Annotated in this window: 30 protein-coding genes; 15 read left to right on the top strand and 15 right to left on the bottom strand. The window is 63.7% G+C overall.

Annotated elements, in window-relative coordinates:
* Window positions 1–891, bottom strand: an 891-nt coding sequence (locus KNN17_RS08655) for an alpha-amylase family glycosyl hydrolase (RefSeq protein ID WP_241707145.1), incomplete at its 3' end; no start/stop codon positions are given.
* Window positions 892–1,021: 130 nt separating this feature from the next.
* Here KNN17_RS08655 and KNN17_RS22410 point away from each other — a divergent pair.
* A complete protein-coding gene (locus KNN17_RS22410) occupies window positions 1,022–1,150 on the top strand; it encodes a hypothetical protein (protein WP_274619688.1) in 129 nt (42 codons plus the stop codon).
* A 39-nt stretch (window positions 1,151–1,189) separates the two neighbouring features.
* Here KNN17_RS22410 and KNN17_RS08660 read toward each other — a convergent pair whose 3' ends face one another.
* The 3 genes from KNN17_RS08660 to KNN17_RS08670 form a co-directional block, all read right to left on the bottom strand.
* Entirely contained in the window at window positions 1,190–2,179 is a 990-nt protein-coding gene (locus tag KNN17_RS08660; protein ID WP_241708335.1) for a serine/threonine-protein kinase, read from the bottom strand.
* A complete protein-coding gene (locus KNN17_RS08665; RefSeq protein WP_241708336.1) occupies window positions 2,176–2,679 on the bottom strand; it encodes a hypothetical protein in 504 nt (167 codons plus the stop codon). Before KNN17_RS08665 ends, KNN17_RS08660 begins: the two co-directional genes overlap by 4 nt.
* An 89-nt stretch (window positions 2,680–2,768) precedes the next feature.
* Window positions 2,769–3,269 carry a MarR family winged helix-turn-helix transcriptional regulator gene (locus KNN17_RS08670; RefSeq protein ID WP_241708337.1) on the bottom strand — a complete coding sequence of 167 codons (501 nt, stop codon included), beginning with the start codon at window positions 3,267–3,269 and terminating at the stop codon, window positions 2,769–2,771.
* A 301-nt stretch (window positions 3,270–3,570) separates the two neighbouring features.
* Between KNN17_RS08670 and KNN17_RS08675 the strand changes: the two genes are divergently transcribed.
* The gene (locus tag KNN17_RS08675) at window positions 3,571–4,149 is read left to right on the top strand and encodes an SOUL family heme-binding protein (protein ID WP_241708338.1); all 579 of its coding nucleotides are present in this window, start codon (window positions 3,571–3,573) and stop codon (window positions 4,147–4,149) included.
* Window positions 4,150–4,315: 166 nt separating this feature from the next.
* On the opposite strand, the gene KNN17_RS08680 is transcribed toward KNN17_RS08675, so the two are convergent.
* The 3 genes from KNN17_RS08680 to KNN17_RS08690 form a co-directional block, all read right to left on the bottom strand.
* Window positions 4,316–4,669, bottom strand: coding sequence for a TraR/DksA family transcriptional regulator (locus KNN17_RS08680; RefSeq protein WP_241708339.1), 354 nt, complete (start codon window positions 4,667–4,669; stop codon window positions 4,316–4,318).
* A gap of 157 nt (window positions 4,670–4,826) precedes the next feature.
* Window positions 4,827–5,885 (bottom strand): LLM class flavin-dependent oxidoreductase, encoded by a 1,059-nt coding sequence (locus tag KNN17_RS08685; protein WP_241708340.1) that lies wholly within the window; start codon window positions 5,883–5,885, stop codon window positions 4,827–4,829.
* An 842-nt stretch (window positions 5,886–6,727) separates the two neighbouring features.
* Complete coding sequence (locus KNN17_RS08690) at window positions 6,728–7,633, bottom strand: LysR family transcriptional regulator (protein ID WP_241708341.1); 906 nt, start codon at window positions 7,631–7,633, stop codon at window positions 6,728–6,730.
* Between the two features lie 161 nt (window positions 7,634–7,794).
* Here KNN17_RS08690 and KNN17_RS08695 point away from each other — a divergent pair, with 161 nt between their 5' ends.
* Window positions 7,795–8,862 carry a YeiH family protein gene (locus KNN17_RS08695; RefSeq protein ID WP_241708342.1) on the top strand — a complete coding sequence of 356 codons (1,068 nt, stop codon included), beginning with the start codon at window positions 7,795–7,797 and terminating at the stop codon, window positions 8,860–8,862.
* 199 nt (window positions 8,863–9,061) lie between these two features.
* The gene (locus KNN17_RS08700; protein ID WP_241708343.1) at window positions 9,062–10,756 is read left to right on the top strand and encodes a SulP family inorganic anion transporter; all 1,695 of its coding nucleotides are present in this window, start codon (window positions 9,062–9,064) and stop codon (window positions 10,754–10,756) included.
* Window positions 10,757–10,831: 75 nt separating this feature from the next.
* Here KNN17_RS08700 and KNN17_RS08705 read toward each other — a convergent pair whose 3' ends face one another.
* Window positions 10,832–11,692 (bottom strand): universal stress protein, encoded by an 861-nt coding sequence (locus KNN17_RS08705; RefSeq protein ID WP_241708344.1) that lies wholly within the window; start codon window positions 11,690–11,692, stop codon window positions 10,832–10,834.
* Between the two features lie 258 nt (window positions 11,693–11,950).
* On the opposite strand from KNN17_RS08705, the gene KNN17_RS08710 reads away from it, so the two are divergent.
* Complete coding sequence (locus KNN17_RS08710) at window positions 11,951–12,421, top strand: DUF805 domain-containing protein (protein WP_372489651.1); 471 nt, start codon at window positions 11,951–11,953, stop codon at window positions 12,419–12,421.
* On the opposite strand, the gene KNN17_RS08715 is transcribed toward KNN17_RS08710, so the two are convergent.
* The 3 genes from KNN17_RS08715 to KNN17_RS08725 are packed head-to-tail and all read right to left on the bottom strand — an operon-like array spanning window position 12,412 to window position 15,519.
* Entirely contained in the window at window positions 12,412–12,915 is a 504-nt protein-coding gene (locus tag KNN17_RS08715; protein WP_241708346.1) for a GbsR/MarR family transcriptional regulator, read from the bottom strand. The two genes, KNN17_RS08710 and KNN17_RS08715, sit on opposite strands and share 10 nt — an antisense overlap.
* Entirely contained in the window at window positions 12,912–14,534 is a 1,623-nt protein-coding gene (locus KNN17_RS08720) for an ABC transporter permease (protein WP_241708347.1), read from the bottom strand. Before KNN17_RS08720 ends, KNN17_RS08715 begins: the two co-directional genes overlap by 4 nt.
* Window position 14,535: 1 nt before the next feature.
* Window positions 14,536–15,519, bottom strand: a complete 984-nt coding sequence (locus KNN17_RS08725; RefSeq protein WP_241708348.1) for an ABC transporter ATP-binding protein — start codon at window positions 15,517–15,519, stop codon at window positions 14,536–14,538.
* Between the two features lie 189 nt (window positions 15,520–15,708).
* On the opposite strand from KNN17_RS08725, the gene KNN17_RS08730 reads away from it, so the two are divergent.
* From KNN17_RS08730 to KNN17_RS08770, 9 genes are read left to right on the top strand one after another with little or no spacing between them, the layout of a single operon-like run.
* A complete protein-coding gene (locus tag KNN17_RS08730) occupies window positions 15,709–15,993 on the top strand; it encodes a hypothetical protein (protein ID WP_241708349.1) in 285 nt (94 codons plus the stop codon).
* A complete protein-coding gene (locus tag KNN17_RS08735; protein ID WP_241708350.1) occupies window positions 15,993–16,928 on the top strand; it encodes an FAD:protein FMN transferase in 936 nt (311 codons plus the stop codon). Before KNN17_RS08730 ends, KNN17_RS08735 begins: the two co-directional genes overlap by 1 nt.
* A complete protein-coding gene (locus KNN17_RS08740; RefSeq protein WP_241708351.1) occupies window positions 16,925–17,494 on the top strand; it encodes a ferric reductase-like transmembrane domain-containing protein in 570 nt (189 codons plus the stop codon). The genes KNN17_RS08735 and KNN17_RS08740 overlap by 4 nt, the downstream gene beginning before the upstream one ends.
* Window positions 17,491–18,714: an NADH-ubiquinone oxidoreductase-F iron-sulfur binding region domain-containing protein gene (locus tag KNN17_RS08745; protein ID WP_241708352.1), complete on the top strand. Its 1,224-nt coding sequence runs from the start codon at window positions 17,491–17,493 to the stop codon at window positions 18,712–18,714. Before KNN17_RS08740 ends, KNN17_RS08745 begins: the two co-directional genes overlap by 4 nt.
* On the top strand, window positions 18,711–18,935 hold the full coding sequence (locus KNN17_RS08750; protein WP_241708353.1) for a ferredoxin: 225 nt from the start codon (window positions 18,711–18,713) through the stop codon (window positions 18,933–18,935). Before KNN17_RS08745 ends, KNN17_RS08750 begins: the two co-directional genes overlap by 4 nt.
* A gap of 37 nt (window positions 18,936–18,972) precedes the next feature.
* Complete coding sequence (locus KNN17_RS08755) at window positions 18,973–19,644, top strand: response regulator transcription factor (RefSeq protein WP_241708354.1); 672 nt, start codon at window positions 18,973–18,975, stop codon at window positions 19,642–19,644.
* Window positions 19,641–20,933, top strand: a complete 1,293-nt coding sequence (locus KNN17_RS08760; protein ID WP_241708355.1) for a sensor histidine kinase — start codon at window positions 19,641–19,643, stop codon at window positions 20,931–20,933. Before KNN17_RS08755 ends, KNN17_RS08760 begins: the two co-directional genes overlap by 4 nt.
* A 59-nt stretch (window positions 20,934–20,992) precedes the next feature.
* Window positions 20,993–22,408 carry a ferredoxin reductase family protein gene (locus tag KNN17_RS08765; RefSeq protein WP_241708356.1) on the top strand — a complete coding sequence of 472 codons (1,416 nt, stop codon included), beginning with the start codon at window positions 20,993–20,995 and terminating at the stop codon, window positions 22,406–22,408.
* On the top strand, window positions 22,405–22,899 hold the full coding sequence (locus KNN17_RS08770; RefSeq protein ID WP_078105280.1) for an FMN-binding protein: 495 nt from the start codon (window positions 22,405–22,407) through the stop codon (window positions 22,897–22,899). The genes KNN17_RS08765 and KNN17_RS08770 overlap by 4 nt, the downstream gene beginning before the upstream one ends.
* 12 nt (window positions 22,900–22,911) lie before the next feature.
* Here the strand turns inward: KNN17_RS08770 and KNN17_RS08775 are convergent, their stop codons facing one another.
* Complete coding sequence (locus KNN17_RS08775) at window positions 22,912–23,865, bottom strand: hypothetical protein (protein WP_241708357.1); 954 nt, start codon at window positions 23,863–23,865, stop codon at window positions 22,912–22,914.
* On the bottom strand, window positions 23,862–24,563 hold the full coding sequence (locus KNN17_RS08780; protein WP_241708358.1) for a cytochrome b N-terminal domain-containing protein: 702 nt from the start codon (window positions 24,561–24,563) through the stop codon (window positions 23,862–23,864). The genes KNN17_RS08775 and KNN17_RS08780 overlap by 4 nt, the downstream gene beginning before the upstream one ends.
* A 330-nt stretch (window positions 24,564–24,893) precedes the next feature.
* Between KNN17_RS08780 and KNN17_RS08785 the strand changes: the two genes are divergently transcribed.
* Entirely contained in the window at window positions 24,894–25,337 is a 444-nt protein-coding gene (locus KNN17_RS08785; protein ID WP_241708359.1) for a pyridoxamine 5'-phosphate oxidase family protein, read from the top strand.
* Between the two features lie 23 nt (window positions 25,338–25,360).
* Here KNN17_RS08785 and KNN17_RS08790 read toward each other — a convergent pair whose 3' ends face one another.
* On the bottom strand, window positions 25,361–26,242 hold the full coding sequence (locus KNN17_RS08790; RefSeq protein ID WP_241708360.1) for a universal stress protein: 882 nt from the start codon (window positions 26,240–26,242) through the stop codon (window positions 25,361–25,363).
* A gap of 61 nt (window positions 26,243–26,303) precedes the next feature.
* A complete protein-coding gene (locus KNN17_RS08795; protein ID WP_241708361.1) occupies window positions 26,304–26,747 on the bottom strand; it encodes a pyridoxamine 5'-phosphate oxidase family protein in 444 nt (147 codons plus the stop codon).
* Between the last annotated feature and the right edge of the window lie 91 nt (window positions 26,748–26,838).

The following is a 26,838-nucleotide window of genomic DNA, read 5'->3' on the forward strand; positions in this document are numbered from 1 at the left end:
ATCCATCAGACGGTAGTACGCGGAGTTGTCGATGCCCTTGAAGGACAGCGTCGGGCCCAAATGGTTGCCCTCGGCCGTGTGGTTGTACACCACGTCAAGAATGACCTCGATGCCGGCCCGGTGAAGGGAACGCACCATGGCCTTGAAATCCTGGACCTGCTGGCCGGTATCGCCCTTGGAACTGTAGCTGTTGTGCGGGGCGAAGAACCCGATGGTGTTGTAACCCCAGTAATTGTTCAACCCCTTGTCCTGCAGGATGCCGTCGTTCGTGAACTGGTGCACCGGCATCAGCTCGATCGCCGTGACCCCCAGCTTCTGCAGATGGGAAATCACCGCCGGGTGGGCGACACCGGCATAGGTGCCGCGCTGTTCCTCCGGAACCTCCGGGTGCAGCTGGGTCAGGCCCTTGACATGCGCCTCGTAAATCACGGACCGGTGATACGGGATCCGCGGAAGGTGGTCACCGTCCCAATCGAAGAACGGATTGATGACCACACCCAACATCATGTGGGGCGCGGAGTCCTTGTCGTTACGGGAGTCCGGATCACCCATGTTGTACGAGAAAAGCGCCGGATCCCAGTCGATCTGCCGGTGGATGGCCTTGGCGTAAGGATCCAGGAGGAGCTTGTTGGGATTAAACCGCTGCCCGGCGGCAGGATCATACGGACCATGCACCCGGTAGCCATACTTCTGTCCGGGCTGGACATGCGGAAGGTAGCAATGCCAAACATAGCCGTCCACCTCGCTGACGGTGTAGGAAACCTCTTCCCCGTCATCATCGAAGAGACACAACTCCACCTTCTCCGCCTTCTCGCTGAACAACGCGAAGTTCGTTCCCGTGCCATCGAAAGTGGCACCCAACGGGTATGCGGATCCTGGCCAAACGTCCATTCGTGCTCCTATTGCTTGGTCAAACACGGAATCCGGCAGGAACCCACGCGCCTGCTCGGACCTGACCCGAATGCGGCCGGTGAGGGCGCCTTCTGTCCAAATTACTAAGCATACTTACCTTACACTGTGCGTGGATACTTCAGTCCGGGAACAGGCCGAACCCGTCACCCCGGCCGGCGACGTCCACTATCCCGGCCTGGTCCACCAGTGCGGCGACGATGCCAGCCAACAGGGTCGCGAGCCAGCCGCCCCCCTTTGACTCCCGGGGGCTTGATTGCTTTCGCGATTGCTCGTTCGATCAGAGCGGGATTGGTCCAGCCGGTGGTTCCATGTGTCCTGCCTGTCTGGGCAGACGGAGTGGGTGGGTTCTGCGCGCCGGTGCCGGGTTGTATGTGTCTGTGCCGGTGGCCTCGCTAAGGCGCAGGATGATTCCGGCGGCTTTCCTGGCTGAGGGCCGTTTGAGAGGGTCGGGGTTTGTCATGTCGAGCAGTACCCTGGCCCAGCGCCTGGGCACGGTGCCGGGAACACGGGGCTCGCGCAAGGTCCTGGCGACCATCGTTTCCAAAGGTGTTCCCGGGTAGGTTTTGGTGCCGGTGAGGCATTCAAGAGCGACTACCCCGGTGGCGTAGATGTCGCTTGCCGCGGTCGGCGGGTGGCCGCGGGCCTCTTCCGGGCTCAGGTAGTGAGGTGTTCCGGCGGATGGATACCGCGCGCGGCGTCTTCCGCTGGTCGCGATTCCGAAATCCGAGAGCTTCGCCGGGCCCGCCGTGTCGTTGCCGGATGAAGCGCCGATGAGGATATTTCCGGGCTTAACGTCGTTGTGAATGATGCGTCTGAGGTGTAGATGGGCCAGTCCTTCCAGGATATCGGCCACCCATTTCGCGACGGTTGGGGGGCAGGACGGGCCATTCTTGATGATTGACCGCAGGTCCCCGCCAGCCATTAGCTCCATCACCAAGTAGTCACGCCCCTCCCTGCCGCCCTCGGCAAGTTGGTGACGGCCGTGCCCGGCGACGCGGACAATATTCCGGTGCCGTAGCCGGCTGTGGAATTCGATCTCCCGCAGGAAAGGTTCTCCGCTGCGGGATCCCGCGGAACGGAATATCTTCAGTACCACAGAAGAGGCGTTCCAGGTATCAAAGGCCTCCAGGACGTCTGCTTCCGCTCCTCCGCCCAATGGCCGGCCAAGCCGGTAACGCCCGTCCCACAGGGAGGTCCGCGAAGAATGCACTGAGGATATTGCCGGGGGATATCTGGGTACCTGCTCTGCCGGCATCAGGACGCTCACCTGAGCAGGGTTTCGATCTTGGAACCGTTCAACCCGGACGCAAGCGCCAGTTCCCCGTACTCCACCCCCGAACCACGAGCCTGGTGCACCGCATGTTCCAGTGCCGCCCGCGCTGCCTCCATCTGCAGTTCCAGCGTCTGGACCCTGGCTGATGCCGATAACACGGCACCTAACAGATCACCGACCTCGGCAAAAATCCGCAACCCGCACCCGCAAGTCCATTCAGGCCACTCGGGTTCCACCGATATCCAGGCCTGCGGCGGAGTTCCTCCTGCGAGACTAAGCGTCATGGCACTCCCGCAGTGAGACGGCCTGTCGACCACCGGCGTTCCGGCGCCGTGTCCGTGCCCACCGTGCCCGTGAACGACGTATGCCTGATGGTCGAAACGGTCAGGGTCTTCGACCACCAGCGCGAGAACCTGATGGTCCGCCTCCGGCTGAGCCCCGATAGCCGGCGAATCCAGTTCGTCGCTGTCCGGGCTTTCCGTAACTGCCGTCATAACAATCTCCTGGATAGTACATATAGCAAGTAGCTTGATGGACTATTTATAAGTGAGCTTACTAAGATTGTCCAGCCGGGGTCAGGAGCTTATTCGTCGATGGTGTCGACAGCTGTTTGCATGCGCCGCAGGAAGTCGATGATGACCCGGACTTCCCCGGCATCAAAGGAACGAGCCACTTCAATCATCCGGGAATGCATTCCACCCAAGGTGCTGCGCACTTCATGGTCGGATCCCGGGGTGGGGCGGAGGATCAGGGCCCGGCGATCGCTGGGATGGGGCTCGCGCCGGACATTTCCGGACGCCACGAGCCGGTCTATCAGTGCCGTCATCGAAGCGGAGGTGACGCCCAGCCAGGCTGCCAGTTCCTTCGGGCTGACGGCACGCTCTTGGTGTTCGGCTTCGAGCAGGTACCTTAACGCCAGTAAATCCGTCTCGCCCATCCCCATCGAGGTGCGGGTCCGTCGTCGCATCGCAGCCTCCGACGCCCGGTAGTCCCGGAGGGCGTTCAGCAGGTCAACCGGTCCCGGGTCGGCTTCTTCGGATTCGTACCAATAACCATCGTGAACCTTCCGCGTGTCCTCGGCCACGTCATTCCCTTAAGTAGGTAGCTCGATCGTCTAACTATTTAATCGTACGACAAGCGTGTCACGGTCTTCTTGCTGCCGTTGGGGTTCTGGCTTGGATCGGCAGCCGACCGTTTGCGGTAGACCAGGGCAACCAGTCACGGCGAGGTGATATGAGCTGGCCGTGAAAGGGTCAGGGGTACGACGGTTTGTTTCCCGATCGGCGCGGGTCGGATGAAGCCTCAGGGCAAGAAAACCACCCGAATATTCACCACCCTTAGGAACCTTCATGGCTTGAGCATCGCCGCCGGAGTACCGTGATGCCATGACGGCGCAGCAGCCCTATCAGATTGTGCGAAGCTACGACGATTTTGAGGTTCGAAGATATCCTGAGCATCTATTGGCCGAGGTCATTGTGGAAGGCACTTTTGAAGAGGCCGGCAACCGTGCGTTCCGTTACCTGTTTTCCTATATCAGCGGAGAGAACCGCTCCAAGCAGAAAGTAGCGATGACAGCGCCGGTGGTTCAGGACGCGGCTTCTGAAAAGATCGCGATGACTGCTCCGGTCGTGCAGCAGGGAATCGAAAGGCAGCCGGGTGAGGAGCAGAAATTCCGGATTGCTTTTGTTCTGCCGGAAGGCTTCACCATCGAGAACGCGCCCGTCCCCACCGACCCGAATGTGCACTTGCGGACAGTTCCCGAAAGCCTTGCCGCGGCGATCCGTTACAGCGGGCGCTGGAGTGCGGTGAGCTATCAGCGCCATCTTGAGAAGCTAAGAAGCGCTTTGAAGGCGGCTGGACTCACCCCTGCCGGGACTCCGCGATTCGCGCGGTTTGATCCACCGTTCAAGCCATGGTTCATGCGACGCAACGAGATAGCCATTGACCTGAAGACCCCTGGCTGAGCGGGTCAGGGGAATGTCCCCGTTCGTTCTTTGTGTCAGGACCCTGGTGTCCGGTACATATGTGCTCGTCTGCGGTTGCTACCTCGCGGCCCAGACAAGCGTCCAAGGCGGCAGGGAAATGATCTGTGCGTTGATGTGGCGCATTCCTTGAATTATTCGCCTTGGCTTAGCCCTGACCGGACGCGTGCTCTATGCAATACGGAGTCCAAGGCCTTGCCTCCAGGCGACCCTCCGCGATGGGCTTGCCGCACACGGCGCACAGTCCGTAACTCCCGCTGGCAATCCGCAGCAAAGCGGCCTCGATCTGTTCCAGGCCCACACGGCTCTGCTCCATGAGTGCGGAAGCCTGGGAAAGTTCGAAGGCGATCGTGCTCCCTTCCGGATCGTGTTCGTCGTCGACGTTCGCGTCCTGCCTGGCGACGTTTACCGACGTGATGTCCCCAAGGAGGGCTTTCAAGAGCGCAACCTTGCGGTCACGTTCCTCCTCAAGGAGTACTCGGAACCGCTTCGCATCGACCATGGGACGAAAGGCTACCGCACAGTTGAGCTCCTGCTGGTTGTCGTAGTTCGGGTCCGTAGTGCTCAAAATCCGGCGCGGGGTGCCGGTGTGTGGGATCCGGTGCAGCGCACACCGTCCCAGGAATGCTCAACATGTGATCGATTGCCGGCTGTGACGCCTACCGCGGGTCGGGCCGGGCTTCGGTTGGAGTCCATCCCAGAGCTGGACCGAGTTTGGTGGCGATGTCGGTGAGGATCTGGATGTAATCCTCGTGGTCGAAGCTGAAGGGCAGCGCAAACGCCACCTCGTCGACTTCTCGAAATCCTGCGTGTGCGTATAGCTGCTCGGCGATCTCGTCGCTGGTACCGATCAGATCCGCGGCGAACAGCATGCCCCTTGCCCCTTGCGGCGCCTGCGTGCGGGGGGTGCGTTCATCGACATACCGCCGGTATTTGTCCCGCTGACCCGGCGAAGCGGAATCAGTTGGGATCACCACCAGGCCCTGCGACACACGGGCCTGTCCGTGGGCCGGGGCTGACGATTCAGCGGCTTCACGGAAGGCGCGAATCTGCGACTGCTGGATTCGGGCAAAGTCCGGTTCTTGATCCGCTTCCGGAAAGATGACGCTGCTGGAGAGCAGATTGAACCCGTTTGCCCCGGCCCAGACGGCCGACTTCCTGCTGGCCGCCCCATACCAAAGGCGATCCCGGAGCCCGGCAGAGTGCGGCTCGACGCGGTTGGAGAATTCCTCGACTACACCCTGCCTGCCGGAAAAGTCCCGCACCTTTTCCCCCGCGATCAGACGGGCAAATCGGTTCAGGCGCCCGTAGCTGAAATCCTCCAGCTCGGAGGAATCCGGGTACAGCTCGTGCTTCACTGTGTCGTAGTGCATCGGTTCACCCACGCTCAGCCCCGGATTGATGCGTCCCCCGGCGAGCAGATCCACGGTGGCCAGGTCTTCGGCAAGGCGCAAGGGGTTTTCCCAGCCCAGCGGGGTTACCGCGGTTCCAAGCTCGATCCGTGAGGTGCGCTGGCTGGCGGCGGCCATTATCGCGATGGGGGAGGAGATTCCGAACTGCAGGTGACGGTGCCGCAGCCACGCGCTGTCGAATCCGAGGCGTTCGCCAAGTTCGATGATCTGTAGTGTGGATTCGTGGCCCGAGGCGGGATCCGCCGGATCGAAAAGGCCGATGGTGAGGAATCCAAGTTTGCGTAAGGGACGTGAGGTGTCGGGCATGGCTTCCTTCAGGATCGGATTCGGCTGATCTCAGAATATGCGCCGGGACCTGCGGGTTCGTCTGACAATGGCGGGAGGTTACCCTTCGTGTCGGCTGTGGTGAGTGGTGCCATGTCGCCGGCATCGAACGCCTGCCGGAGACGGAGTTCCCTTCACAGGGTGCCCGGGAACCGTCTTTGGACAGCGGTTGGAACTCCTGCGTCATGGTCGAACCGAAGCGCCAAATGGAGTTGGACCGGAACCACATCGCGCACAGCGCTGGACGGATCAGCGAGTCCGTAAACGGCGAGTCGCAGTGTTGTGCCCGGGAAGCGCAAGCTGAAAGTTTGCGCATGTTTTCCTTCGACATATCCGGGCATGACGAAGGAGATCCGGTGCGGAAAGATCGTAGGTCCGGCCGATTCGGGCTGTCGTCCATCCTGGTTGGCGTCGGCACTGTTCTCCGCCTAGGCGCATTCGGTTCCGCGATCACCGCAGGACCGGCACTGGGCGCGGTGAGGACCGCGACCGTGCCGGTGGGCGAGACGGTGATCGGATGGGCGTCCAGCCCGAGAGCTACTTCCAGTCAGCGGGCCGATCCTTGAGTCGGCGGATGCGTTGGAGCGATGGCCGTCGACATGCTCAGGGCAACGAAGAACTTCCTTGAAACCCCGGCAGTCTCCTCGAGTGCCTGCTGCGAAATGCCGCATTCCTGGCGACGCGCTGGAACCCGGTTCGAACCCACCTCGGGCACAGCGTTTTGGCAACAAGCGGCCGAGATCCTATCGCCGGCCTCGGACAGGCGCAGGTGTGCTCTGACTGCGGCGCAGCACGTGAAGGTTCCCGAGCGTTGTTTCCGAGGTTTAGTTTCGGGATGTTCTTGGGCTACGAACGAGCCGCACGAGCTCTGCTTCTGGACCTGATAGTTGACGGGGGCCGTTCCACACCGCACGCAGCGCCCGATGAAGGACAAGGTCCTGGACGGGGACGATCTTTAGTTCCCCGGTGTTTACTTGGTCTGCCACTGCAAGGGTGCTCATCACTGAAGGACCCATGCCGGCCAAAACGCTTGTACGGATGGCGGCCGCGCTGCCAAGTTCCAGCAAGGGAGCCGCACGCGGGTACTCGGCCAATGCGAGGTCAAGCGTGATCCGGGTGCCAGACCCCGGTTCGCGGACCAGCAATGATGTTGATGCCAGCTCGGCAATGGAGATTGGCTCCCGCCGTCGGGTCCACGGGTGTTTGGGGTGGACGACGACGACGAGTTCGTCGCGCGCCACGGTGAGGCTGTGCAGGGTGCGGGGGATGGTTGGGGATTCCACGAAGCCGATATCGCAGGCTCCGCTGGTCACATCCTCGAAAACCTGCGCGGAATTGTGGACAAGCAGGTGTATTCGCACTTCGGGGTGCAGCCTTCCAAAGGTGCCAAGCCAACCGGGTACCAGGTGCTCGGCGACAGTCATGCTTGCGGATACCGTCAGTGCGGTCCGTCTCTCGGCGCGCAGGGAATCGGTGGCCTGCAACATCTGCCGTGTTTCCGCAAGGATTCTACGCGCCCAGTGGGCCACGACTGTGCCTTGGGGGGTGAGCGTGGAGCCTGTTGGACTGCGCTGCAGCAGGGTCATGCCCAGCTGGCGCTCCATCACCCTGATCGATCGGCTCGCGTTGGGTTGGGCAAGGCCAGCTTGCCGGCTGGCTGCGCTGAGGCTTCCGTAATCATCCACGCCAACCACTAGTTCGAGCACGGTCAGATCGGGCCACTTTGCCATGCGCAAAGCATATAACAGGGAGAATAGTGATGCGATATTGATATATCGCTATGCCAAGAAAGCGGCTATCCCAGCACATGATCCGGGCCGAGAATTGGGGGAGAGGAGGAGATCCAGCCAGGGCCTGGCGCACGCCGGCTCCGGGAGGATCACAGACAAGCATGAGACTAGACGTTGCCACACCCCTAAAGGACGCACGGCAGGGTGCGCTGCTTCCCCGGGGTTTGCGGTACAAATCGTTGCCCGGACTGGCGGCGTCCGCGGCCGCTGTCGTCGTCGCGTGGCTGATCCATTCGACCGTCCCGGTGATGCCCTTCCTGACGGTGTCAGTGATTCTGGGAATTCTTTGTGCGAATCTCCCCGGGATCAGTACGGCCGTGGAAGGAGTCCTGCAGCCAGGCCTGGTGCTTTCCGCCAAGCGGTTCATGCGGTTGGGCATTGTCCTGCTGGGGCTCAAACTCAGCCTTCTCGATGTGGCTGCGCTCGGCTGGAAGACGCTGGCGATCGTGGTTGGCATCGTGCTGCTGACCTTCATGGGAACGCTGCTCCTGGGCAAGGCGCTGAAACTTCCCGGCGATCAGCCCCTGCTTCTGGCCACGGGATTTTCCATCTGTGGGGCCTCCGCCATCGGCGCCATGAGCGGGGTCACCAAAACGGATCACCGCGACACCGTCGTTCCAATCGCCCTCGTGACGCTGTGCGGAACGCTGGCGATCGCGATCCTTCCCGCGCTCAAGGGTCCCCTTGGCTTGGATACTGTCCAGTTCGGCTATTGGGTGGGAGCAAGCGTCCACGATGTGGGGCAGGTCGTGGCAACGGCGCAGACGGCGGGCCCGGCTTCCCTTGCCGTCGCGCTCATCGTCAAGCTCACCCGTGTGCTGATGCTTGCTCCGATGGTCACCGGAGCTGCCCTCGTGGGACGCTTCCGCCGCCGTCGGACGGCAAACGGCGCAGGGGATACCGGCATCAAGCTTCCTCCGCTGATTCCGTTCTTCGTGGCGGGGTTCATGGCGATGATCATTCTGCGGACGCTCGGCATCCTGCCGCCTGTTGTCCTGGAAGCTGCCGGCACGGTCCAGGACCTGCTGCTCGCAGCAGCCCTGTTCGGGCTTGGCGCATCAGTGCAGGTCCGGGCCCTGCTCCAGACCAGCGGCAGGGCCATCATGGCAGCGATGCTCTCCTGGGGTCTGATCGCAGCGCTGGCATTCGCCGGCGTGCACATCATCTAGGGCAGGCCGCCACCCAGCCCGACGGCGAACAGCGGCATTGACCCACGAGCTTGCAGTGTCCACACCTACGTCTGCTCCATGGAAGTGCCGATGTGATGATGTGCGGACCTGTCCATCGGCATGGTTTCTGCGTGCCGGCCGTCTTCGCGGCCACCGATCATGGATGGCGGGCAAGGGCATGATGGGACATGATCGGAATATGCGCCCATCCGGAACGTATCCATTCTGGGCGGTCCCGCCAGCCCTTCGCGGCTACAGGATCGAGTGGCTGCGCCACGATCTGGCGGCCGGCGCCGCTCTCTTCGCGATCTTGGTCCCTGCGGGAATGGCGTATGCCCAGGCGGCCGGTCTTCCACCGGTGAACGGTCTGTACGCCACGGTCGTGCCCTTGATTGCCTACGCGGTGTTCGGGCCATCGCGTGTGATGGTGTTGGGGCCGGATTCCGCGCTTGCCCCTTTGATCGCTGCAGCCTTGGTTCCACTGGCCAGGGATAGCCAGCAGAAATCCGTTGCGCTCGCGGGCCTCCTGGCCATGCTGATCGGCGGCATTTTGCTGTTCGGGGCGGCGCTGAGGCTGGGAATCGTCACGGGACTGTTGTCGAAGCCCATCCGGCTCGGCTATCTCAACGGGATCGCATTGCTGGTAGCCGTGTCCCAGCTTCCCACCTTCCTGGGGATTTCCGTGGACGGGGGCACCCCTTGGGAAAGACTCATCGCCGTCGTGCCGAAGGTGTTTGCCGGCGAAGCCAGTGTGACGGCACTGCTGCTCGGCGTGGTCTCGCTGGTGCTCATCTTGATTCCCCGCTGGCTGAAATGGAAAGTTCCGGGTGTGCTTGTTGCGGTTGTTGTGGCCTGCATGGCAGTTGCCCTGCTGGGACTCCACGGGCGTTTGCAGGTCACCGGCGCCCTCCCTCGGGGCCTCCCTGCGCCGGCCCTGGGCGGAATTGGCTGGCCTGACGTGCTGGCGCTTTTGCCCGCCGCCGCGGCGATCGCCCTCATCGTCTTCGTTGATACCGGAACACTGTCCCAATCCTTGGCGGCCGCAGAGGGGAGCAAAGTATCCGGCAACCATGAAATGGCAGCCTTGGGTGCGGCGAACGCTGCCAGCGGGCTACTGGGCGGCTTCCCCGTGTCGGCCAGCACCTCCCGCACCCCGGTGGCAGTCGAGTCCGGCGCAAAGTCCCAGCTCACAGGGGTAGTAGGTGCAGTGCTCGTGCTCGGATTCATGCTCGTGGCGCCGGGCGTCACGGACTTCCTGCCCGCAGCAACCCTTGCAGCCATTGTCATCGCTGCCGCCTCAGGTATAGCCGACCCAGGTGGTGTGCGACGGCTTATCGGCATGAGCCGCAGCGAATCGTTGGTGATGCTCGCGGCATTTCTGGGGGTCACCATACTTGGCGTCCTCCCGGGCATCGCCGTTGCCATCGGCTTGGCCCTGTTGGATTTCCTGCGGCGAGCCTGGGACCCCTACCGCACTGAACTGGTCGACGTGCCCGGGGTGCCGGGGTACCACGACGTGAGCCGTCATCCGGAAGGGGAACGCATCCCCGGTCTGTTGATCCTGCGCTTCGACGCACCGCTGTTCTTTGGCAACGGAGCCTTGCTGGGGTCATTCGTACGCAACGAACTGGACAAGGCGGCGGACGGCATAGAGCGCGTGGTGCTGGCAGCAGAACCCGTGACGGGGATCGACACGACGGCACTGGACGAGTTGGTGGAGCTTGACGAATGGCTGGACCGGCGCGGCGTGGACTTGGTGTTCGCCGAGCTCAAAGGCCCGGTCAAAGACAAATTGCTGCAATACGGCATGGGCTCGCGTTTCTCCTCCGAGCATTTCCACCCAACGGTGAGCGAAGCAGTGAGGGCGTTCCAACGCGGGAAGGGGGAGGGATAGTCGCCTCCTTGGCGTTCGGAGGACCAGGAGGAAACGGGAAGCGGCTCGGCGGTTGGTAGTGACTGGGCTGGATGTCTAACCCGTGAGTTTCGCCCGTCGTACGCGGGTAATGACGGTTGGGCAGGGCAGGGATCTGAGTACGGTGTGGGCGGTCGATCCCATGAGGAGGCGTTTGAAGCTGCCTCTTCCGCGGCTTCCCAGTACCAGCATGGTGGCGTTGGCTGCGGCTTCCGTGAGTGCTTCCGCTGGTTCGTTGTTGGATACCAGAACCTGGTGGACAATCAGGTCGGGGTAGTTTTCGGCCAGACCGGCGACGGTTTCGGCGAGGACGATTCGTTCTTCTTCCAGGATGTCCTCGGCGACGTCGGCCGCTGGCATGGCGCGGTGGATGAGCGGCGGCGCGGGGACGGCGTGAACTACTGTCAGGTCCTGGTTGTCCCTGTCCGCTTCGGCGGCGGCGAAGGAAACTGCTTGCGTTGATTCTTCGGAACCGTCAGCGCCGACCACGATGCCGCGGCGCTCTGTCATGTTCTGTTCCCCGACTACTGCCACAGGGCACTGGGCGACGGCGGCGATCTGCAGTGCCCTGTCAGCGACGGGTCCTCCGGGCCAGTTGTGCCCGGTTCCGATGACTACCATCGAGGCTCCTTTGGATTGCTTCCTGAGTGCCTGCCCGGGGCTGCCGGGGAACAGCACGGTTTTTAACTGAACCGATGGCTCCAATTCGCCGGCATATGCTGCGGTTTTGCTCAGCAGTTCGTTTGCTGCGGCCTTGGTCACCTCGCTGGAATGGGCTGATTCGTCGAGCCATCGAGTGTCGACGGCGTGAACGAGCAGCACCGGGAGTTTCCGTCGTGCCGCCCGGTTCATTGCCCAAGCCAGCGCGGCCCGGCTCGCCTGGGTGTCAACGACGCCGACAACGATTGGTTTTTTCATGACTTTGTCCGCCTCCATGAAATGTGGCTCCCGCGTTCCGGGTGCTTTACGCACCATCCTCTGCTCGTTTGGTCCAGCCCGGCAGGGCCGGAAGTCCCGTTAGCGACGCTCGTGACGCCGCCGGGGCCAGGGACCGACTGCGCCCGCGGATCCTAGGCGGTGTCACCTGTCCCAGGCGGGGCTTTGTGCCCTGTTCGGACAGGCGGGACACGGCCTAGCATTCCGGTGTCGAATAGTCTGCATGGAAGGGCTTGAATGATGTCCGGCTATCAGCCCCAGAATCTTCCCCCGGGTGAAGTCCCGCTTGAATTGCCTTACTACGGAGCCCCGCCGGTCGAGGCCGTTAAACGATTCTGGAAAAAGTACGCAATCTTCCACGGCCGCGCTAGCCGCAGTGAGTATTGGTGGTGGTTCCTCGCCTCTGCCATTGTCTCCGGGGTCATCAATGCGGCCGGTGCTACAGGAAACGGCAACACCGGCACCTCGACGGCCCTTGGCGGCCTGTGGTTCCTGGCGACGGTTGTGCCTTCACTTGCCTTGGGCGCACGGCGCCTCCACGACGCGAATCTTAGTGCGCTCTTCTTGTTGCTCGCTCTGGTTCCGGTGCTCGGATGGATTGCGTTGCTCGTGTTTGTGCTCCTGCCGGCCAATCCCAGGGGTCAGCGCTTCGACCGATGGGTGCAGGCATATCCGCCGAACCCTCCGCAGCCGTATCCGCCTCAGGCTTGAAGCCCAGGCGGAGTCGGAGCGGCCTGGACCTTGACCCGCATGTGCTCCCACTCATCGAGGAGCGCAGGCAGCCTGGTCATGAGGAACCGGTAGAAGGCGCCCATCTCGCTCACCCTCGTCCTCGCCGGCGATCCTTCCGGGAGGCTTGACGCTGTGGAGTCGGCGAGCTCAGCCAGGCGCTGGTACACGGGGTTCTGCCGCAGGGAGGCGACGTACCACGCATTGGCGGGGAGGGCATAGCGGTCGCGCCTGCTGCCAGGCTGCGAGACCCGGTGGACGAAACCGACAGTTTGCAAGTACCGCACGGCGCCGGATACCGCGGCGGCGCTCGCGCCCAGTATCTCGGAGAGCTCGGCCGCGGTCAGCGAACCGTCGTCGGAGACTACAAGGGCCATAAGGGAACGGGCCGGCATCTTGGGGATTCCGGCGGCCGTAAGCACCGCGGCGGACGTCTCGGCGGCGTCGGGCATCCGGGCGATGCCGGAGTCTGTCATGCCGTGCCCACCTCCCGGCGGCGCACAGCCGCAAGCGCGAGCGCCGTGACCACGACGGCGATGCCGAGCATCCAGAAACCGCCACTCCAGTCGGTTCCGGTGCTTGTGGTGACGGGGGTGTGGGTGAAGGGTGAAAGGTCCCGGATCCTCTGGTCGAGGCCGAGCATGCCACCGTAGACGCCGAGGACAACGCCGATGCCCAGGAGCGCCCAGCCGGCAGGGATGGTGGCCCGGGGCCAGACGACGAAGACTGCGGCGGGCAGGGCGAGGTAGATGAGTGCTGCCGGGAGCTGGTCGACGGCAGTTTGCCAGACCTCGCCTGCGGAGCCTGAGGTATCTCCGGACGCAACGAGGGAGGCCCATGCTCCGACGGCGGTGAACGCCATCACCAGCACCACCGAGACCGTGCCGAGTCCGAGGAAGCTGCCCAGCCAGCGCATCCGGCCCACGGATCCGGCCACGACGGGCTCGGCAGTTCCGGCCGCCTCTTCCTGGCGCAGGCGCAGGACGGCCTGGAGGCCGCACGCCGCGGCAAGGATCCCGGCTACCTCGAACAGGGCAGCGACGAGGAGCTGGGTCATGGATGTGCCCTGTGCCTCGATCATGCCGCGAAGCACGGCCGTGATTTGGGGGTTGGAGGTGATCGAGGACTGGATCGCGGCCCCGAGCGAGCCTGTGAGGAGGCCCGTGGCAAGGCCGCCGATGCACCAGCCGATGATCGCGCCCTCCTGGAGGCGCAGAGCGAGGGAGAAGCTCCCGCGCAGCCAGGGCCGGGCGTTGGCGCGTCCGGATCGTCCGGCGAGTACGCTCGCACCGACGTCACGGCGGGCCATGAGGGCTACGACGACGGCGGTGCAAGCCGCCCCAAGCGCGAGTGGCAGGAGCAGCGGCCACCATCGGTTGCCCGTGTAGGCGAAGGTCTGCTGGCCCCAGCCGATGGGGGAGACCCAACTGGGCCACGCCGCCGTCATGGTCATTCCGTCGGGACTGACCTGTCCGGTCGCGTCGCCGAAGCCGCGCAGCAGGTATGCAACCATCACGAGCGCCGAAGAAATGCCGTTGGCTCCCCGCGATGTACTGAAGAACTCCGAGGCCAACAGGCCCACGCCGAGGAAGGCGAAGCCCACGGCGCCCGTGGCGAGACCGGCCACAAGTGAACCCGCGGGGTCAAGCCCGCCGGCGATGAAGCCGAGAGCAGTGGCCATGGCGACGACCACATTGGCCACCATGGCGTGAAGGACGGTCGCCCCGAGGGGGGCCCACCGCCCTGCGGCGGTGGCGGAGACGATCTCGGCCCGGCCCGACTCCTCTTCGGCCCTGGTGTGGCGGACGGCCATGAACGTATTCATGAGTCCCGCAAGGAGGGCCAGGAACGCGAAAATCTCGAAGAACGTGAACGAATCGAGCGCCGGGCCGCGCGGGAGGCCGCGCAGCACGAGGATCGCGGGCGCCGCGGTCGCGAGCTGCAGCACCTGCGCGCGCGTAGCGTCGTCGCCGAAGGACTTCGCTATGGCCGCGACGGCGAGCAGTGCGAGCCCGCCGATCGAGAGGATCCAGACGATGATCTGCCAGCGGTCCCGGCGCAAGCGCTGCCGGTACAGGATCCACAGCGCGCCCATCTCAGGCTCCCGCCGCGGCGGCTCGATGGCGTCGGTGATGGGTGCCGCCGTCGTCCGCAATCTGCGGGACGGTCTGGGCGACGGTGTCGCCATAGTGGCGCAGGAACAGCTCTTCGAGCGACGGAGGCGCGACGAGCAGGCCTTTGACCCCGAGCGTACCGAGAAGGGGCAGCACCTCGTGGACGCGGTCGGAATCGGCGCCGAACTTGACGCGCCCCTCAACCACGGTGAGGTCGTGGACCTGCGACAGTGCGGCGAGGGCATGGGTGTCCACGCTGTCCTGCGCGAAGGAAACCTCCGTGCGGGTGAGGTGGCGCAGCGCATCGAGCGTGCCGCCGTCGACGATCCGGCCGGCGCGGATGATGCTGACGCGGTCGGCGAGCTGCTCGACTTCGGAGAGGATGTGGCTTGAGAGCAGGACTGTCGCGCCGTTCTCGCGCACGATCCGACGGATTTCTCGAGTGAAGGCGGCCTCCATGAGCGGGTCAAGGCCGCTCGTCGGCTCGTCGAGGAGATACAGCTCAGCGTCTATGACGAGGGCGGAGATGAGCGCGACCTTCTGGCGGTTTCCCTTCGAATACGCGCGGCCCTTCTTGCCCGGGTCGAAGTCGAAGAGTTCGCAGAGGTGATGTTTGCGCTCCTTGTAGGCGGCGTGGTCCACAGCGCCGTCGCGGAGGCGGGAGAGGAGGTCGATGGCCTCTCCGCCGGAGAGGTTGGGCCAGAGGCTCACGTCTCCCGGGATGCTCGCGACGCGGCGGTGGAGTTCGACGGCGTCCGCCCACGGATTCATGCCCAGGACGCTCGCGCTGCCCGACGACTGCCGGGCCAGACCGAGGAGGATGCGTAGCGTGGTGGTTTTTCCCGCGCCGTTCGGCCCGAGGAAGCCGTGGATCTCGCCTTTGTGGACCTCGAGGTCGAGGCCGTCGAGCGCTTTGACGCGCCCGAAGTTCTTGTGCAAGTCGACAGTCTGGATGACGGTGTCCATGACCACAAACGTACGCAGTTTTCACAAAATCTTGAATGATCCAAAGGCCCTTGTTTTCCGGCGCGGTTCGTGCATGGGGTTCAGCATTTCCACACAGCTTCTACACAGGAAACGCTTAGCCGAGGCCAACTCTGGCGCTCCTAGAATTAACACAGCGACATCGGTCAAGCACCAGCCAAGGAGGCTGCCATGAACTCCAGGGAAAGTGGCCACAGGATCGCCCGTCAAGTGACATCGTGGGTGGGTGCCGCGAGCGTGGCCGGCGCCGTGGTCGTCGGTGCGGCCGTCTCGGCTCCGGCCGCGGCAGGCAATACCTCTTCGGGCAATACCTCTTCCGGCGACACGTCTTCCGGCAATACGGGGCAGTCCACCACTCCAAACTATGGCCCGCGCCACCACTACTCATCCACCTCGCCGGTGCAGCCCCTCGGGCCCGGATCAACCGCCCCGCAGGGCCGATCGTCAGGATCCTGATGGTAACGGCGGCGCGGCGCTGGGAGCTATGGGGCACCGAGGCATGTGTCATCGTCACCGAGCCATCGATGCTTGACCGGGCCGTCGATCTATGTCGGGACGTCTGCCACGGCGTTGAGATGGCGTGCAGCCGTTTCCGCGACGATTCGGAACTCATGATCCTCGGCAGCCGGCTATCCGAGGGGCAGGAAATCAGCGACGTACTCGCGGCGATCGTCCGCAGCGCATTGGCTGCTGCGGAAATGACCGACGGGGATGTGGACCCGACAATCGGGAGCGCGCTGCTTGGACTCGGGTATGACCGCGACTTCGCCCTTCTCGACGTGCCCAGGAACCGGGCGGCGGAGCCGCAGGGATCACTTGCCGTGACAACAGTTGCCCCGGCCTGGACCCGCATAGGACTTGCCGGAAACAGGCTTGAAGTGCCCAAGGGCCTCATGCTTGACTTTGGTGCGATCGGCAAAGCCTTGGCGGCCGACTGGGCCGCGCACCGGATTTCGTCAACGCTTGGCTGCGGTTCGATGGTGAGCCTGGGCGGCGATCTGGCCACCGCAGGGGAGGCGCCCCCGGAGGGGTGGGTGGTGCTGGTCCAGGATTTGCCGGACGATCCTTCGGGGTGCGTCCGGCTGCGCTCCGGCTACGCGGTGGCCACATCAAGTACGCAAAAGCGCCGATGGAGCCATTCCGGCCGACAAGTCCACCACATCATCGACCCGCACACGGGATTGCCGGCGGAAGCCTTCTGGAGGACGGTGACGGTGGCGGCGAAAAGCTGCGCGGAAGCCAATACAATCTCCACCGCATGCGTGGTGCGGGGCCGCCGCGCGCCGTCGTGGTTGCGGGACTTAGGCGTGCCTGCCCGCTTGGTTGACAGTGCAGGCAGGGTATCCACCTGCGGTGGCTGGCCTCCGGACGAGATGGCGGGTCAATCATGAACGCCGTCTTCGATCAGGCTCTTTGGGCTGTGGGCCGAGGCTCCGGCGTGGTGGCCCTCGTGCTCCTGACACTTTCCGTCCTGCTGGGAATTGGCGTCCGCTCCGGGCGGGCTGTCGTGGGGATCCCGCGGTTTGCGGTCACGTTGGTGCACCGCAATGTCTCACTCTTTTCGCTCTTGTTTGTTGTGGTCCATGTTGTGTCCTTGCTCTTTGATCCATTCGCCCAACTGAGGCTGGTGGATTTCTTCGTTCCCTTCCTGGGCGCATATCAGCCGTTCTGGCTCGGACTTGGGACGATCGCCTTCGATCTCCTGATCGTCGTGACGATCACCGCTTTGCTTCGCAACAAGATCGGTCCCAGGGCGTTCAAGGCCGTGCACTGGCTGGTCTATGCGATGTGGCCCGTTTCGGTGCTTCATGCCATCGGAAACGGCACGAACGGCCGCGAACCCTGGTTCCTCGTCCTTGCGGTGCTGTGCCTGCTGGCAGTGGGAGGGGCCATCGCGTGGAGGTTGCACGAAGACTTTGTCGAATACCGGAACGTGCGCAGCCAGGACACCCGATGACGTCGGACCAGAGCACCATAAGCCGCCGGGACCATGTTGCCGGTCCGGGCGGCGCAACACGATTGTTTGCCGCCGGTTCAGCCGATTTGGCAAGCCACGAGGCTGTCTTTGGTCCGCTTCCGGCAATGGACCTGGCTCCGTTGATCGACGAACTGTTGCAGTCCGGGCTGGATGGCCGCGGAGGGGCAGGGTTTGCGGCTTGGCAGAAGCTGGCGTCGGTCCCCGCAGGTGGACGGCGGCCGGTCGTCGTCGCCAACGGCGCGGAAGGCGAACCGTTGAGCCAGAAGGACGCAGCCCTGCTGCACAACGCCCCCCATTTGGTGATCGACGGCATCCTGATCGCAGGCCGGAGCCTTGGCGCCAGGGAATTGCATTTGTATGCCGGCGCGGAGCAGCTGGTTCCCGTCGCCCGCGCTTTGGAAGAGCGCCGGGAGGCCCGTATACGCCTGCACGAAGCACCGGATACGTTTATCTCCGGAGAAGCGACTGCGGCTGTCAGTGCTATTTCCGGGGGCCCGGCTATCCCGCGCGACCGAACAAGGCGCCTGAGCGACAGCGGACTGAATGGGCGGCCGACCCTGGTCCACAACGTGGAGACACTGGCGCATCTCGCTCTGATCTCCCGCTTCGGTTCTGCGTGGTTCCGCGGCGTCGGAACCGGCTCTGCACCCGGGTCCAGACTCATCACCCTGTCCGGGAACGCGGCCGGACCAAGAGTCTACGAGATCCCGACCGGCGTGCGCCTGACGGAGGTCCTCCTGGGTACCGGCATCGAGCTGCCCTCTGTCCGCGCTGCTCTTGTGGGCGGGTACCACGGCACGTGGCTCGCCGCGGACCAGATCGACGTACCGTTCTCAAAGGAAGGGCTGGCCCCTGTGGGTGCCAGGACAGGTGCGGGGATCGTCATGACGCTGGGGTCCGGGTCCTGTGGCCTCGCGGCTACCGCTGACATTCTGGCCTACTTGGCCGGCCAGTCGGCGCGCCAGTGTGGTCCTTGCACCAACGGCCTTCCCGCCATCGCAAGGCTGTTCGCGCGCCTGGCTTACGGTGACACCACCGGGAAGCTTCCGCAGGAGATCCGCCGGCTCGCTGTTCTCGTGACCGGCCGGGGCAGCTGCGCCCATCTGGACGGGACAGCACGGCTTGCCTCCAGTGCCCTGATGGCTTTTGCCTCCGACGTCGAAGCACACCTGCGCGGGCGATGCGAGGCGCTGCGATGACCGGGGGAAAGGTGCCCCGCACCACAATGCACATCGACTGGACCCGTTGCGACGGCCGGGGCCTGTGCATCGAATTGCTTCCGGAACTGCTCACCCGAGACGATTGGGGATACCCGCTCGGCCGTGGCGGCTCCGAAATCGCCATCCCCCGGAACCTGGAAGACGCGGCCCGGGACGCAGTGGCGCTGTGCCCGACGCAAGCGCTCAGCCTGCACCAATGACGCCGTTGGCCCCAGCTCCGCCGCCTATACTCCGACTATGAATGAGATGAAGCCGCGCGTTCTTTTGGTCGAGGATGACGTGGAGCTTCGGGCGATGTTGGAGGAGTTGCTGCTCGGCGAGGGCTACGAAGTGTCCAGCGCTTCGGATGGACAGAAAGGCCTCCACCTCGCGCTGACCGGGGAGTTCGACGTCCTGGTTCTAGACCGGGGCCTCCCGGTCATGGACGGGTTGAACCTGTTGACGAAACTGCGCAGGGAGGGCGTCGAGACGGTTGCGCTCATTTTGTCCGCATTGGGCAATCCTGCGGACAGGGTCGAGGGGCTCGACGCCGGTGCGGAGGACTACCTGTCGAAGCCGTTCGACGTCGAGGAACTTTTGGCCCGGCTGCGTGCCTTGCGACGGCGGCATATCGCCACCGCGACGACCCTGCGGATCAGTGGTGGTCATTTTGACCTCGAAGCGCGCAGCGTGACCCGCTCTGATGGTTCCGTCGTGGTGCTGTCCGAACGGGAAAGCGCCTTGCTGGAGGAGCTGGCACGCTGGCCGAACCGGGTCTTCGGGCGTGGCGAGATCCTTGAATACGTCTTCCCGAACGCCGAGGAGGCAGGGGTGGTCGATACGTATGTCCATTACCTCCGGCGGAAGCTGGGACGGGGGAGCGTGCGGACGGTTCATGGCGTCGGCTACAGGATCGGCACGCTCGCATGAAGGGCCAAGCCGAGGACGAACTGCAGCGTTCCTCTTGGCGGCTGGCCCTGCAGACCGGAGCTTTGTTGGTGCTGCTTTTGGTGGCGATTGCCGGATCGGTACTTTTGATTGTCAGCACGAGCCAGGCCAGCGCAGCCCAACGCCTCCTGACCACCGCCACCGAGCACGTGGACTCGATCGTTGACGCCCCCGCCGGAACCTGGCTCGCGATCTCCAACCAGGGCGTGTTGACGGTGTCCCCCGGGATGCCCTCCGGACTGCCGGACCTCAAGGCCATCGAGGCGGTCGCCGCCAGCGGAGACGCCGCCCAGGAGGACGTTTCCATAGCTGGCCGCCCGTACACCGTCCGGACCGCCGATTCCGGAAGTCGGGTAGTCCAGGCAGTGTTCGATCGCCACGAGAATCTGGAGGAATTGAATCGGCTGGGCCTGGCCCTGTTGTTGACGTGCGGCGGAGCGGTGGTGTTGGCGAGCCTTCTGGCGGTGTGGCTGGCCCGGCGAGCCATGCGGCCCATGGCCGAGGCCCTCGACCGGCAGCGGCGATTCGTCGCAGATGCAAGCCACGAACTGCGCACGCCGCTGACCCTGCTGAGTATGCGGGCGCAAATGCTGCGGCGCCGTGTGGCATCTTCTCCGCTGCAGGAACCGCCGGCAAGCATCGAGGCGGACGTGGATGCCATGGTTGAAGATTCGCGCTCACTGACCCGTCTGCTCGAAGACCTGCTCATCTCGGCGGATTCACGGAGGATCGAGCTCACGGAGATCGACGTCGTGGCACTGGCGGACGACGTCGTCGAGTCGTTTTCCGTCTCCGCCGCGCGTCGCGGTGTCACCGTTGAACGAAGTGGACTAACCGGGCCGCTGGGAATCATTGCCGCTCCAACGGCGCTGCGCCGGCTTTTCGTGGCGTTACTGGACAACGCCGTCCGTTTCGCCCGGGAAAGGGTGGACGTGGCGGTAACGGCAGACGCGAGGACCCTGGTCATCACGGTCCGCGATGACGGGCCCGGATTTGCCGACGATGTCCGGCCACGGGCCTTCGAGCGATTCGCAACCGCGCCGCCAGCCGACGCCGCTCCGGAGGACGGCACCGCGGCGCGCCACTATGGTCTCGGACTCGCCCTCGTGGCTGAAGTGGCCGCGCAGCACGGCGGCCGGGCGGAAATCGCTGCGCAACCGTCCGGAGCGGCAGTCGTGGTGCATCTGCCGATCCGAAGGAACCAAGGGAACTCTCCAGCAGCCGGTTCCTGGTTACGCGCCTTTGTTTCCAGGGTTCGAAGAATGTTCTAAGAACCCGAACCTAGCATTGCGAGCATGAGCAGACCATGGGGCGCCCGCGGAGGTAGCAGATGACGGCCCGGGCCGGAGCGACGGACCGGACGACCACCCAGCGGCGGATGCCACAACGGGCGCGTTATCTGCGGCGGGCACGCCTGGCGGACTTCTTGGAAACCATCGTCTGGTTGTCGGTCGCCCTCGTACTGGCACTGTTCCTGGCGGACAGCGGATTGGTGGAGTTCAAGACCGTCCCGGGCGCCTTTACCGCCGTCGGCATCATTGCGGGGCTCGTAGGAACCGACCTGATGCTGATCCAACTCCTCCTTGCGGCGCGGCTCCCGGTCATTGACCGGGCCTTTGGCCACGACCGGGCCTTGTTGGTCCACCAGCGCTTGGGCAAGCCCGTCTTCTACCTCATTTCCTCACATGTGCTGCTGCTCTGGGTCGGCTACGCGCTGACGTCGCGATTGAACGTGTTTGCGGAGATATGGGACATGTTCATCTCGCTGCCTGACATGAAAGTCGCCTACCTGGGGTACGCGCTGTTAGCCATCGTCGTGATCACCTCACTGGTACTTGTCCGGCGGAAGTTTTCCTACGAGGCATGGCATGTTGTCCACTTCCTTGCATATGGCGCCGTTCTTGCCGCCCTGCCGCACCAGTTCAGCACCGGGCAATTGTTCGCGGACGGAACCTGGGCGCGCTACTACTGGCTCACGCTCTACCTCGGGGTCGCGGCGGCTCTGCTGGTCTATCGGTTCATCATTCCCGTGGTGCGGACTCTGCGGCACGACCTTCGGGTGAGCAACATCGTCACCGAGGCGCCGGGCGTGTACTCCATCGAGATGACCGGACGATCGCTTGCGGACCTTCGGGTCCGCGGCGGCCAATTCTTCATCTGGCGCTTCTGGTCACGCGGGCTCTGGTGGCACGCCCACCCCTTCTCGCTCTCGGCGGCCCCCGGGGTCCTTCGTCTCAAAGTCACCGTTCGTGAGCTGGGAGGCGGAACCGCCGAATTGAGTGCTCTCCCGATCGGCACCAGGGTAAGCATCGAAGGACCCTACGGACTCTTCACAGACCGGGCCCGGACTACCCGGCGGGCTGTTGCGGTCGCGGCCGGCATCGGAATTACGCCCATCATCTCCTTGCTGGAGCAGGGCGACTTTGCTCCCGGCGAGATGACGGTGATCGTCAGGGCGCCGGACGAGAAGGGTCTGTACCTCTACCGCGAGCTCCAGAAACTGTGTGTCAAGAAATCTGCAACGCTCTACGTCCTGTTGGGGCGTCGGCCGAAAAGGGGCCACGACAGCTGGCTTCCGGCCCGCGAGGCCAGCCACCGCATGAGCCTGTCCACGATCGTCCCCCATGTGCGGGACGCCGACGTGTTCGTGTGCGGGCCGAGCGACTGGACAGACCTGGTGGTTGAGGACGCAAGACGCGCGGGCGTGCCCCGGTTCCGCATCCACTACGAAAGGTTCAGCTGGTGAGGGCCCGTAGCGCCGTACTGGCCGGCCTCGCTTCCGCCGCCGTCCTCCTGATCGGGTGGCATGCCGGAAACCAAGCTGATTCCGCATCCAGCCGCACCACAACGAAGGCGGCCAATCCGCCGTCGGGCACCGGAACGCTTTCCGGGCCGGGCAGCCCGACGGCGGGAAGCACCAGCGCCGGTCCCGCGGGCCCGGTCGCTTCCGGTGCGAAAGATGGAACCTTCGACGGCAGCCAGATCCAGACCCGGTATGGCACGGTGCAAGTCCAGGCCGTGATATCCGGCGGCAAGATCGCCGACGTGGTGCCGCTGCAGCTCACCGACGTCGGGTCCCTGTCCGGTGAAATCGACCAGCAGGCCGTGCCGATGCTCAAATCCGAGGTGCTATCGAGCCAATCAACAAACGTGGACACAGTGGGAGGGGCTACCTACACGAGCGAGGGCTACCTCAGCTCGTTGCAGGCGGCGCTCGACGCAGCGAACTTCAAGTGAACGCGCGCGGGACTAGCGGTGCTTGTAGTAGTCCCTCCAGATCAAGCGGTGCACGGGTATGCGGCGTGGCAAGGACCTGAGTCCGGGGATGAAGGGCACCAGGGTCAGGAGCAGCGTCAGGATCACCATGGAAAACACCACAAGGACATCGGCGTTCGGCGATGATTTGAATGGTTCCACTTGGTAGAGGGCGGAGAAGAGCCACAGCCAGGACTGGCCGGGATAGTTCCCGGTTTCATTCATCATTCCCCACTGGTCGCCCGTCAGGTGCTGGGCGTCGGCGAGGCCAGGGAAGTAGGTACCGTCACCGAGGAACAGGATGCTGGCTTTGTAATCGGTGTTGTAGAAGGAGCACTTTGCGCTCATTACCGGATCAAGTGCGCCTTGCTGCGCCATGGCCAGAAGTGCCCCGGTGAGGGCCGGTACGGGGCCGAAGTCGCCGGGACCCACTTTGGCCGGGTCGTTGTCCGGAGCTTTGCTGAGGGCGTCCGTGTAGGCGGCAGTCCACGCAGTGTGTTGCGCGTCGCTTGCCTTCGTCCATTCCTCGACCGCCGCCGGGGGTGTCGGAAGGGTCTGGAGGGGAGTGATGACGAAGTCGCTCGCGGTGTCGATCGGTAGCCGCACGCCCGAAAGGCTCTGAAGGTCGACAGGGCCGAGTTTTTGCGAGGCATCGGGCGTCGAATTGTAGGGCGGTCCATACCCGGCGGTATGGCTCGTACCGCCAAGTTCCGCGGTTGCCGTTGCCACGAAATCCGCGGGCTGGGCCTGGGCCCATGACTTGAGGGTCACGCTGGGGTCGTCCGGCGAGCTGAAGACTGCTGAGAGCCCAAGGACAAGCAGCCCGACAACCACCAGGCCCACAGCAAGTTCCTTGAACAGGTCGTATTCGCGCAACGTGCCGGTCCATGGCCTGCTGGCGATGTCATTTCGTGCGCGCCATGACGTTGACCCTGGAGCCTTGCTCATTTCGTGTCCTCGCTGTCAGTGGCCGGGTTTGGCGCCGTCGATCGTAGCTGGGCATCGGATGCTGCAGCCTCCAACGGGGGTACCACCCCGTGCATCCGTACGAGTACGACGTGAAGGGCGACGACGACGGCGACCACCAAGGGAAGGAGCGTGATGTGCCACATGAGTAGCTGGCCTAGATCGGCGACGTTGAACCACGCACCTATACCGACCGCGTTGAGGGCGTCTTTTGCCTGGAACGCAATCCACTGCGAATCGAAATTTGTTTGAAGGAGGTATCCGGTGAAGGCGGTGACAATCGAGACGACGAATGCGAGCATCCCGGTGATCCACGTCAGCACCCTGCCGCCCCGCCAGGCAGCCATCCAGAATTTGCCCCAAAGGTGGATCACCATGAACATGAAGAAAAGTTCAACGCTCCACAAATGGGTGCTGTTGATGAAACGGCCCAGGCCGGAGACGTGGAACCAGGTGGGTCCGTTCAACGCCAGTACGGCACCGGAACCGAGGATGTAGACGAACGCTGCAACGGCGCCCATGCCGAAGACGTAAATCCAGGACGATACGTAGCTCGGCTGGCCTTCGGGAAGCAGCTTGTCCGGTGGCAGCCGGCGCAAGGCCCAGCCCCGGGCCTTTCCTGTCCAGGTGGAAAAGCGTGGCTCCTCGTCAGTCGGAACGGGCGCGCGGTCAACCCTCATTTTCGACTCCTTCGGCCTGGAAACGGAACCACCAGGGCGAGAATGAATAGCACGACCATAACCGCAATCACCATCAGATTGCCGAATTGGATGAGGAAGTCACCCCACTGGAAATAGATTCCGGGATCCGGCATTCCAGCATCCGACTGTTCTATTCCGAGCATCATGGCCTCTTTCGACGAAGGGCGTTCCTGAGGGTGAGAACCTGTCCTTAGAACGAAACGCTACAAGCTTGCTGGCCAACAGACACGGGTCCAAGGGCCCTATTGGATAGTGCGGACGGCGTGCATGCTGGAATGGCTTGGAATGCCGCAATCGAAAGGACCCGCCATGTCACCGGATACCGCAAACCCCGTGGAGGTCCTGAACGAGGAAGAATGCTGGAATATCCTTTTGGGTGCGACGCTCGGGCGGTTGGCATTGAGCATCGCCAATGAACCCGAGATCTATCCGATCAATTTCGTTGCCCACGACCGAAAAATTCTCCTCCGGACCAATCCCGGAGAGAAGCTGTTCGCGCTCACGATCAACGACAAAGTTGCGTTCGAGACGGACGGGGTCGGCAGCGATTCGGTCTGGAGCGTGGTGGTTAAAGGCAGGGCGCGGCAATTGGAATCCGGTGCCGAGATAGAAGCCGCAGAGAGGATTCCGCGCCAACAATTGACCTCTACCAAGAAGCGGGTTTTCGTTGAGATCATCCCGACGTCCATTACCGGGAGGCGCATTCACCGGGGGCCGGAAAGTGACGAGCTGGCCCCTGGCGACTTGTACTGAACAGCAGCTGTTCACAGGAGATCTCAGCTGGGCCGGCGCACAACCAGGACCGGGCAGCTGGCGTGATGAAGCACAGCGTGGGCGGCCGAACCGATGGTACCCCGAATGAGTCCGCGTCCTTTCGTCCCGACGACGATGATGGAGGCATCTTGAGCGTCCGCCAGAATCGTGCCCGGGATTGATGAGCCGATCGGAGATCGTATCTGGAGATCAAGGCCCGGAACTGATTCTTGGGCATTCCGCGCCGCGGAGTCGAGAACGGCCTGGACGAGGAGATCTGCTTGGTCTTGAGTCGGGGTGCCCGCGTTTTGGAGATGGCGTGGAACCCAGTGTTCCTTCCGGACGTGCACCACTCGAAGGGCTGAACCCGCCAATGCAGCCAGGGTGCAGGCGTGCCGAAGCGGTAGTTCCCAATCGTCGACGTCGACGCCGACGACTACCGGCCCGCCGGGGTGTTCTCCGCAGCGGATGACGGCAACCGGGCAATCGGCTGTTGCCGCGAGTTCCAGGCTGACGGAGCCAATCAGCAGTCCCTTGAATCCCCCTGCGCCCCGGGTGCCGGTAACGAGCAGCGCGGCACCGGAAGAGAGGGTCCTGAGGTGTTCGGCCGGCCATCCAAAGACCAGCGTCGTTTTGACAGCCAATCCGGGAACCGTGTCATGGACCTGTTCCACGCCATCGGTCAGAATGTCCTCCGCAGCGATGTCCTCCGCCGCGCGTCGCAACCCGCTGCCTTCGACGCCTGGCATCGGACCGGGCTCGGGGGTGATTGCCGGCCACAGGGAACTGTGGACCAAGTGGAGTCTGCAGTTCCGCTGAACCGCCTGGCGGGCAGCCCAGCGGACGGCCGGGACAGCCGCGGCGGACCCGTCGTACCCAACGATGATTTCTTCCGCGGTATCCATGGTCTCCTTGCCCGTGAGCGTGTGTGAAACCGGAATGGCTCCGGGCTCACTTTCGATGGGCTCACTCCAGATGCACGTGGCGTCCGGTGACCCTGTGTGCCTGGATCCGGATAAAGAGGTTCCGTGCTCCACCGGCCCACGGCTCGGCCATGACCCTTCCCCATAGCCGGGTCAGCAGGTCCTTGTCCTCAACACGGGATGAGGCCCCACTGACCAGTACCGACCAACCTTCGGCCCGATCGGCACGTGAATCGTCTATTTGAAAGGACGACCCGAGCGACGGGACTGCCTCGGCGATGGATCCATCTCCGGCCGTACGGAAGTAAATGGACTGGCCGTCGACCAGGTAATTCACGGGGAGGATTACCACCCTGCCTTGCTCAACAAAGCCAAAGCGGCCGGTGGTGTTTGAACGCAGGAGTTCCCAGCACTGTTCCTGGCTGAGTTCTTCCGCGACGTGCAGTCCGCCGTCAACGCGGCCTGCGTCCATGCTGGGGAGTGACATGCCTGCTCCTATATTCGATCGTCCGGGACACGATCGCGGGGATGAAGCCCCGCAACTCCCTGCAGCCTATTGAGCGCCCTTCTCCTGCTGT

The sequence above is a fragment of the Arthrobacter bambusae genome (assembly GCF_022606295.1).
Classification (GTDB): Bacteria; Actinomycetota; Actinomycetes; order Actinomycetales; family Micrococcaceae; genus Arthrobacter; species Arthrobacter bambusae_A.

What these genes read in the sequence shown, in the direction of transcription:
- KNN17_RS08665 (WP_241708336.1), bottom strand. Translation starts at nt 2,679, where the DNA reads ATGACGGCAGTTACGGAAAGCCCGGACAGCGACGAACTGGATTCGCCG.
- KNN17_RS08675 (WP_241708338.1), top strand. Translation starts at nt 3,571, where the DNA reads ATGACGGCGCAGCAGCCCTATCAGATTGTGCGAAGCTACGACGATTTT.
- KNN17_RS08680 (WP_241708339.1), bottom strand. Translation starts at nt 4,669, where the DNA reads ATGGTCGATGCGAAGCGGTTCCGAGTACTCCTTGAGGAGGAACGTGAC.
- KNN17_RS08685 (WP_241708340.1), bottom strand. Translation starts at nt 5,885, where the DNA reads ATGCCCGACACCTCACGTCCCTTACGCAAACTTGGATTCCTCACCATC.
- KNN17_RS08690 (WP_241708341.1), bottom strand. Translation starts at nt 7,633, where the DNA reads ATGGCAAAGTGGCCCGATCTGACCGTGCTCGAACTAGTGGTTGGCGTG.
- KNN17_RS08695 (WP_241708342.1), top strand. Translation starts at nt 7,795, where the DNA reads ATGAGACTAGACGTTGCCACACCCCTAAAGGACGCACGGCAGGGTGCG.
- KNN17_RS08700 (WP_241708343.1), top strand. Translation starts at nt 9,062, where the DNA reads ATGCGCCCATCCGGAACGTATCCATTCTGGGCGGTCCCGCCAGCCCTT.
- KNN17_RS08705 (WP_241708344.1), bottom strand. Translation starts at nt 11,692, where the DNA reads ATGAAAAAACCAATCGTTGTCGGCGTCGTTGACACCCAGGCGAGCCGG.
- KNN17_RS08710 (WP_372489651.1), top strand. Translation starts at nt 11,951, where the DNA reads ATGTCCGGCTATCAGCCCCAGAATCTTCCCCCGGGTGAAGTCCCGCTT.
- KNN17_RS08715 (WP_241708346.1), bottom strand. Translation starts at nt 12,915, where the DNA reads ATGACAGACTCCGGCATCGCCCGGATGCCCGACGCCGCCGAGACGTCC.
- KNN17_RS08720 (WP_241708347.1), bottom strand. Translation starts at nt 14,534, where the DNA reads ATGGGCGCGCTGTGGATCCTGTACCGGCAGCGCTTGCGCCGGGACCGC.
- KNN17_RS08725 (WP_241708348.1), bottom strand. Translation starts at nt 15,519, where the DNA reads ATGGACACCGTCATCCAGACTGTCGACTTGCACAAGAACTTCGGGCGC.
- KNN17_RS08730 (WP_241708349.1), top strand. Translation starts at nt 15,709, where the DNA reads ATGAACTCCAGGGAAAGTGGCCACAGGATCGCCCGTCAAGTGACATCG.
- KNN17_RS08735 (WP_241708350.1), top strand. Translation starts at nt 15,993, where the DNA reads ATGGTAACGGCGGCGCGGCGCTGGGAGCTATGGGGCACCGAGGCATGT.
- KNN17_RS08740 (WP_241708351.1), top strand. Translation starts at nt 16,925, where the DNA reads ATGAACGCCGTCTTCGATCAGGCTCTTTGGGCTGTGGGCCGAGGCTCC.
- KNN17_RS08745 (WP_241708352.1), top strand. Translation starts at nt 17,491, where the DNA reads ATGACGTCGGACCAGAGCACCATAAGCCGCCGGGACCATGTTGCCGGT.
- KNN17_RS08750 (WP_241708353.1), top strand. Translation starts at nt 18,711, where the DNA reads ATGACCGGGGGAAAGGTGCCCCGCACCACAATGCACATCGACTGGACC.
- KNN17_RS08755 (WP_241708354.1), top strand. Translation starts at nt 18,973, where the DNA reads ATGAATGAGATGAAGCCGCGCGTTCTTTTGGTCGAGGATGACGTGGAG.
- KNN17_RS08760 (WP_241708355.1), top strand. Translation starts at nt 19,641, where the DNA reads ATGAAGGGCCAAGCCGAGGACGAACTGCAGCGTTCCTCTTGGCGGCTG.
- KNN17_RS08765 (WP_241708356.1), top strand. Translation starts at nt 20,993, where the DNA reads ATGACGGCCCGGGCCGGAGCGACGGACCGGACGACCACCCAGCGGCGG.
- KNN17_RS08775 (WP_241708357.1), bottom strand. Translation starts at nt 23,865, where the DNA reads ATGAGCAAGGCTCCAGGGTCAACGTCATGGCGCGCACGAAATGACATC.
- KNN17_RS08780 (WP_241708358.1), bottom strand. Translation starts at nt 24,563, where the DNA reads ATGAGGGTTGACCGCGCGCCCGTTCCGACTGACGAGGAGCCACGCTTT.
- KNN17_RS08785 (WP_241708359.1), top strand. Translation starts at nt 24,894, where the DNA reads ATGTCACCGGATACCGCAAACCCCGTGGAGGTCCTGAACGAGGAAGAA.
- KNN17_RS08790 (WP_241708360.1), bottom strand. Translation starts at nt 26,242, where the DNA reads ATGGATACCGCGGAAGAAATCATCGTTGGGTACGACGGGTCCGCCGCG.
- KNN17_RS08795 (WP_241708361.1), bottom strand. Translation starts at nt 26,747, where the DNA reads ATGTCACTCCCCAGCATGGACGCAGGCCGCGTTGACGGCGGACTGCAC.